Here is a 6,465-nt window from a genome sequence, read left to right on the forward strand (position 1 = left end):
CTCATTCTTCCTCAATTTCTTCTCTTGTCACTTTCATCTGATTCAAGCGTTTAAAACACGTCTTCGCATTACAAGGCCCGATATGAAACTTTTGGCAGATTTTTTCTCTTCTTTGCGCACTGTCAGCTAAGCCTGTCAAACCCAGATCGACAAAATCTTCCCAATTTAAGGTGTTGGCTCCCTGTTCAAAAGTCACTACATGGCACAAAGATTCCCATAAGTCTTTTTGCGAAGCATGTTCTACTCCAACTTTCTTTGTCGTTCTTGCCTTGTTTTTATCAATAAACGCATGCTTACAATCCGGTACATGCGCTTGTATCATTCTTCGTATGTGCTCTCCGGGATGATCCGGATCGGTAAAAACAATCACACCTCTTCTTTTCTGTGCTTCTTTGATTCTTTCCACGGTTTCTCTTTGAAGTTGATCTCCACCTGTTTCAATCGTATCACAATCGAAATAAGACTGAAGCCGATTTGTATCATTTTTTCCTTCCACAACGATGATTTCTTTGATTTTTTGTTTCATAGATAATAAAAAAGAGAAGGCAGCGTCATAATGGGGTTTGTTCGGGGTTTGAACAGGTGACGGCCGTTTCTCTTTTATTTACCCCCTTAATCGACAATCATTATAGCACGGTTTATAAAGAACTCAAATATTCCATCTTTTGTTACAGCAATAAATTCCGTATAATAAACATATAGACATGAAAAGAAAAGTATTTGTTCTTTCCTATTATATAAGGAAAAGGATTATAAACCAAAATATTGACAATTCTTTTGTTTTCATGAATAATACTCAAGGTTTGAAAAAAAGGAAGTGTGTCGTATGTATGATGTAATCATTATTGGAGCAGGACCCGGCGGTATTTTCTCAGCCTACGAACTGCTCAAAGAAAAACCAGAAGCTAAAATCGCAATCTTTGAAACCGGCGGTCCATTAGAAAAAAGAAAATGTCCGATCGATGGAGAAAAGATTAAATCCTGTATCCACTGTAAGACTTGTGCCATTATGAATGGTTTTGGAGGGGCTGGTGCCTTCAGCGATGGAAAATACAACATCACCAATGAATTCGGCGGTGACTTGTTCAATTATGTCGGACATAAACAAGCCATTGAATTGATGGAATATGTCGATCAGATCAACTGTGAATATGGCGGTTCCCAGACAAAGTTGTATGTCAACACACATACAGAAATCGCCAAGAAGTGTCTGCAGCATAATCTGCATCTATTAAAGGCAAATGTTCGTCATTTAGGTACGGATATCAACTATATCGTGCTGGGAAATCTATATGATATTCTAAAAGAAAAAGTCGATTTCTATTTCTATACACCGGTTGATACCGTTGAAAAAACAGAAAATGGATATGAAGTCGTTTGTCAAAATCAAGAGCGATATCAGGGACATCGTTGCATTATTTCGACCGGTCGTTCCGGAAGTAAATGGATGGAGAGTGTTTGCTCAAACCTTGGCATCAAGACCGAAAGCAATCGTGTGGATATCGGTGTACGTGTTGAACTGGCAGCCGATACCTTTAGCGAACTGACTGATTCTTTGTATGAATCCAAGATTGTGTATCGTTCCAAAAAATATCAGGATTTGGTTCGTACTTTCTGTATGAATCCTCATGGTGTCGTGGTTAATGAAAACACTAACGGTATTGTCACCGTAAATGGACACAGCTATGAAGATCCGGCAAAATACACCAACAATACCAATTTTGCTCTGTTGGTTTCCAACCACTTTACTGAGCCGTTCTCCCAAAGCAATCAATACGGTGAATCGATTGCTCGTCTTTCCAATATGTTAGGCGGCGGTGTCATCGTCCAGCGTTTTGGTGATCTGATCCGCGGTCAGCGTTCTACACCAAGTCGTATCGCATCCGGATTTGTAAAACCAACCTTAAAGGCAACACCAGGGGATCTGTCTCTGGTTATTCCAAAGCGCCAGTTGGATGATATCATCGAAATGATCTACGCATTGGATGAAGTATGTCCGTCAACAGCCAGCGATGATACTTTGTTGTATGGTGTTGAAGTCAAATTCTATAATATGCAGGTACAAGTGGATAAACGCTTGGAAACCTGCCATAAAGGACTGTATGTCATCGGTGATTGCTCCGGTGTTACCCACTCCTTGAGCCATGCCAGTGCCAGTGGTGTTTACGTCGCAAGAGAAATTGCCAAAGAGCTTTAAGACTCGATAAAGTCAAGGATATCGTGAATTACGGTATCCTTTTTTTCTTCCTGTAAGATTTCATGTCGCATATGCGGATATATTTTTTCTTCCATCCTATCGTATCCTTGCTTACGCATATCATCTTCTGCCTGATGCAGTTGTTTTTCAGAGCCAATAACAGGATCATTTTCTCCTGCCAAAAACAAAATCGGAAGGTTGGGATTTTTAACTTCCCAGCCTTTTCCATCAAATGTTCTTTTCACCATCAAAAACAGATTTTTAAATCCATTCAACGTAAAGATAAAACCATCTTTTTCTTCTGCATTATATGCCATCACATTATGCATATTTTCCGATAACCAGCGATTCTCGTGAGTTCCTTCAAATTTCCGATCGTATCCACCAAAAGCCAGAGATTGAATAAAATGACTGCGGTGATGCTTACCAAAACATAGGCTTAAAACTTTTGTCAAAAAAAGTGCCGCTGTAACTAGTGGATTTTTAACGACCGGACCGGAAAGAATCAGCTTGTCGATTGTATCATCATACTTCTTACAATACAGACGCGCTACCAGTGTTCCCATGGAATGTGCAAATAAAATAACCGGAACTGATGGAAATACCTGTCTGATATGATCGATCACATCTTTGACATCCTCCACGATATAACACGCATTCTCCTCATAGAAATAGCCATAGTCATCCTTTGAACATACGCTTTCTCCATGTCCTCGATGATCATAGATCAGTGCTGCATACCCGACTTTTGCGAACGCCTGCATAAAATCAACATAACGCTCTTTATGTTCGGCCATACCATGTAAAATCACGATGACTCCCTTTAACGCAGTATCTGGCTGGATCAATAAGGCCGACAAGGCAAGTCCGTCGCTTGAAGATGATATTATAAATTCTTTTGTGTTCATGATAAACCTCTTTCTTATTTCTATTGAAGCACGCATTATTCGCATTTACAACCGCAATTTTGCCATTATTTTCTACTATTTTTAGAAAACTACTAGGAATTTTGTGGAATTTCTTGGGATGTTTTTAATTTTGTGATATACTTCATATATGTATCAAAAAGTAGGGGGTGAGCGTATGAACGAAAACTACTTTGAAGAAAAATACGACGATATGGATGAAGATATCCAACAAAAAGAGGCTCTTGTGCTAGAGGCAGAGAAAATCGGTGAAATAGAAGATGATCATGAAGCCAGCCAGAAAATCAATCAGTTACGACGCAGCTGGAGACAGATTCATTATTGGGAAAGCGAGTATGAAGAAGATTTAAAGAATCGCTTTGAGGCAGCCATCGATGCTTTCTATGCCAAGTTTAAAGAAGCCGAAAAAGAACACGAAGCAGCTAAACGCGCTCTGATCGAGAAAGCGAAAGAATTATCGCAAGCTAAAGATCTGAAACAGACGACAAAAGCGCAGCAGGAATTGTTTGAAGAATGGAAAAAAATCCCAAGTGCCGGGCGCAATTTAGATGACGTTCTCTGGGAAGAATTCCAGAAAGCACGGCAGGTATTCTATGACCGCAAACAGGAAGCCTGGGAAAACATGAATCAAAACTTTGATAAAGCCAAAGAGGCTAAAGAGGCTCTCATTGAAAAAGCCAAAGAGCTTGAAGGTTCTGTTGAATGGAAAAAAACATCTGAGAAATTCCGTGATTTAATGACGCAATGGAGAGAAGCCGGATTTGCGGGAAAAGAAGATAACGATGCTTTATGGGAAGCCTTTAACAGCGCCCGTCAAAAATTCTATACCCGCCGTAACGCTTTCTATGAAGAATTGCATAGTACACAAGCTGTCAATTTGAAAGAAAAACAAGAATTGATTGAAAAAGCTCGTGCTATTAAGGATAGCGAAGATTATTCTCGTGAAAATACAGAAACGATGAAGGATCTTGCGGTACAATGGAAAAAAATCGGTTCCTGCGGAAAGAATAAAGATGATAAGATCTGGAATGAATTCCGTGAAATCAACGATATCTATTTTGACGGTTTAGGAAAATCAAATGCCAAACGTCAGGCCGACCATCAGAATCGTATGAAAGATGCTCGTGCTCGTAAGGTTGATTTATTGAACAATCAAAAACGTCAGATTGAACGTCTTCAAGATTCTTTGTATGGTTTAGTTTCTGAGCAGGAAATGAAAGACATTGAAGCACAGATTCAACAAAAAGAAGCCTTCATCAAAGAACTGGAAGCACAAATCGAAGATATCGATTCTAAGATTGGTGAATAGTAGAAAAGCTCGTAAAAAAATCGAGCTTTTTTTAGTATTGTCTTATAATGATATTGGTGATATTTATGTCTATTACAATACATTCAGATTCAAAATATAAACAATATGAAAACTTATTACTCGAAAAGGATCAAATTCAAAAAGAGGCAAATCAATATCAGGGTTTGTATCTACATCATTTCGGTGAAAAAATAGTTACTCTTTACAGACTCAAAGTAGAATGCGTTCGTCTTAAAAAGAAAATTTCCCTTTTTCAATTTCAAATCAATCAAAATCAAGGTATTGATATACATAAAATCAACTATATTCTTAAACATGAAATGACATCTTATAATAATTATCTTGAACAACTACTTAATGATGTCAAGAATTGTAAAAAGCTTAAATATTCCAGCGACTATGAAATCAAACGTTCTAAACAGCTTTATCGTCGACTTGCCAAACAAATTCATCCAGATGTCAATCCATTAACCGATAAAACACCTGAATTAATGGACTTATGGAATCAAATTACGATTGCATATCAAGCTAATGATACCAAAGAGTTAAGTGAATTAGATGTTTTAGTTCAAAGGATACTTCAAGACCTCCATTGTTATGCGCGTTCTATCGATATACCTAATATAGATGAAAAAATTCTACAGCTAAAAGAAGAAATTCAAGAATATATTCAAAATGAACCTTATACCTATAAATTTATTTTAATGGATGAAGACAAAATTCATCAAAAAGATATTGAATTAAAAAAAGAAATTCAATCTTATAAAGACTATCAAAATAAGCTTAATAATGTGATCAATAATCTTATGGAAGACCAGGAGGTATTTCAAACATGTCAAATGAATTGATACAAAACCATTCCATTGAATTAGTAGAAACATTGAATCAAAATGGTGGTGTTGATAAGCTTTTAAAACCCTTAATTCGTGAAATTCATTTATTTGATACTTATATTGCAGGTACAACACATTTAGAAGATCCATCCATTTTACTACAACTGAACCCGCAAGAATCTTTAAAACTAGTACGTGAACAAAATAAATTTGATCCGAATGCCATAGTCATCTTAGACTCTTCCAATAAAAAACTTGGTTATATCCCTGAAAAGGATAATATTGTATTTTCCCGATTAATGGATGCAGGAAAGGCATTAAGTGCCAAAATCAAATCGATTCAAAAGAAAAAAAGCTTCATGGATATTCGGATATCCATATATTTAGTAGATTTTTAAGGAGTATATATGGAAGATAAATATGATTCTAGAAAAAAACGTTATGTAGAAGCATGGAATACTATCTATTTTGATAGCGAAGAACCTATTAATCTCTCATGCCAGGAATATGACGAATTAGGCTTTGATTTCACAATGAATGAAATGTTTGATTGCGCCTTTCGCACCTATCATCGTGGTATTGAAGCAGGCCATAAAGAGTTGATTCCAATACTGGGAGCACTTTATGAACAAACTGGTAATTTAGAATATGCATATCGATGTTATTTAGAAGCTGCTCTGATCAATAATCAAAACGGCTTAAAAAATCTTTCAAGAATGTATAAAAAAGGAATCTATGTCCAAAAAGATGAAAAAAAAGCCAAAAAGCTAAATATGTTATCAAAAAAAACAATAATGAAAAAACGGTAGAAAAAAGTTTAGAATTATCAGGAAATGAAAGACATCAAAGCACAGATTCAACAAAAAGAAGACTTCATTGGGCTTTTTTTAAAGACAAAAAGCCAGACAACTCAAATCAAGATGCCTGGCTTTTAAACATAAATGAACTAACTTCCTGTGATCAATAAAACCATTCTTATCTGTTTTCTAAAATTCTTTCTATATCTGAACGCATTTTTTCATCTACAGACAACATATCCATTGCCTGTTCAATATTGGATGCGATATGATTTTTGACCAGCTGCAAAACACCTTTCGCTATGCCTTTGATTTCACCGCGAATTTCACCTTTTACTTCACCTCTTAGCTCACCTCTCAGCTCACTTTTCTCGATCAATGCCTCACTAAACGTACACATCTT

Annotated in this window: 8 protein-coding genes; 5 read left to right on the plus strand and 3 right to left on the minus strand. The window is 36.6% G+C overall.

What is annotated here, in order from left to right:
* Position 1: 1 nt before the first annotated feature.
* A complete protein-coding gene (rnmV, locus tag G413_RS0105560) occupies positions 2-526 on the minus strand; it encodes a ribonuclease M5 (protein ID WP_022789938.1) in 525 nt (174 codons plus the stop codon).
* Positions 527-826: 300 nt separating this feature from the next.
* Here rnmV and G413_RS0105565 point away from each other — a divergent pair, with 300 nt between their 5' ends.
* A complete protein-coding gene (locus G413_RS0105565) occupies positions 827-2,197 on the plus strand; it encodes an NAD(P)/FAD-dependent oxidoreductase (protein ID WP_022789939.1) in 1,371 nt (456 codons plus the stop codon).
* Here G413_RS0105565 and G413_RS0105570 read toward each other — a convergent pair.
* On the minus strand, positions 2,194-3,105 hold the full coding sequence (locus G413_RS0105570; protein WP_022789940.1) for an alpha/beta fold hydrolase: 912 nt from the start codon (positions 3,103-3,105) through the stop codon (positions 2,194-2,196). The genes G413_RS0105565 and G413_RS0105570 overlap by 4 nt on opposite strands.
* Positions 3,106-3,280: 175 nt before the next feature.
* Between G413_RS0105570 and G413_RS0105575 the strand changes: the two genes are divergently transcribed.
* From G413_RS0105575 to G413_RS0105590, 4 genes are all read left to right on the plus strand, one after another.
* Positions 3,281-4,432: a DUF349 domain-containing protein gene (locus tag G413_RS0105575; protein WP_022789941.1), complete on the plus strand. Its 1,152-nt coding sequence runs from the start codon at positions 3,281-3,283 to the stop codon at positions 4,430-4,432.
* A gap of 65 nt (positions 4,433-4,497) precedes the next feature.
* Positions 4,498-5,280 carry a hypothetical protein gene (locus tag G413_RS0105580; RefSeq protein WP_022789942.1) on the plus strand — a complete coding sequence of 261 codons (783 nt, stop codon included), beginning with the start codon at positions 4,498-4,500 and terminating at the stop codon, positions 5,278-5,280.
* Positions 5,265-5,663: an HIRAN domain-containing protein gene (locus G413_RS0105585; protein WP_022789943.1), complete on the plus strand. Its 399-nt coding sequence runs from the start codon at positions 5,265-5,267 to the stop codon at positions 5,661-5,663. The genes G413_RS0105580 and G413_RS0105585 overlap by 16 nt, the downstream gene beginning before the upstream one ends.
* 9 nt (positions 5,664-5,672) lie before the next feature.
* Positions 5,673-6,074: an SEL1-like repeat protein gene (locus tag G413_RS0105590; RefSeq protein WP_022789944.1), complete on the plus strand. Its 402-nt coding sequence runs from the start codon at positions 5,673-5,675 to the stop codon at positions 6,072-6,074.
* A 166-nt stretch (positions 6,075-6,240) separates the two neighbouring features.
* Here G413_RS0105590 and G413_RS12160 read toward each other — a convergent pair.
* A partial coding sequence (locus tag G413_RS12160) for a hypothetical protein (protein WP_027969069.1) occupies positions 6,241-6,465 on the minus strand: 225 nt, incomplete at its 5' end.

The organism is Faecalicoccus pleomorphus DSM 20574, assembly GCF_000420345.1.
In the GTDB taxonomy this organism is placed as follows: domain Bacteria; phylum Bacillota_I; class Bacilli_A; order Erysipelotrichales; family Erysipelotrichaceae; genus Faecalicoccus; species Faecalicoccus pleomorphus.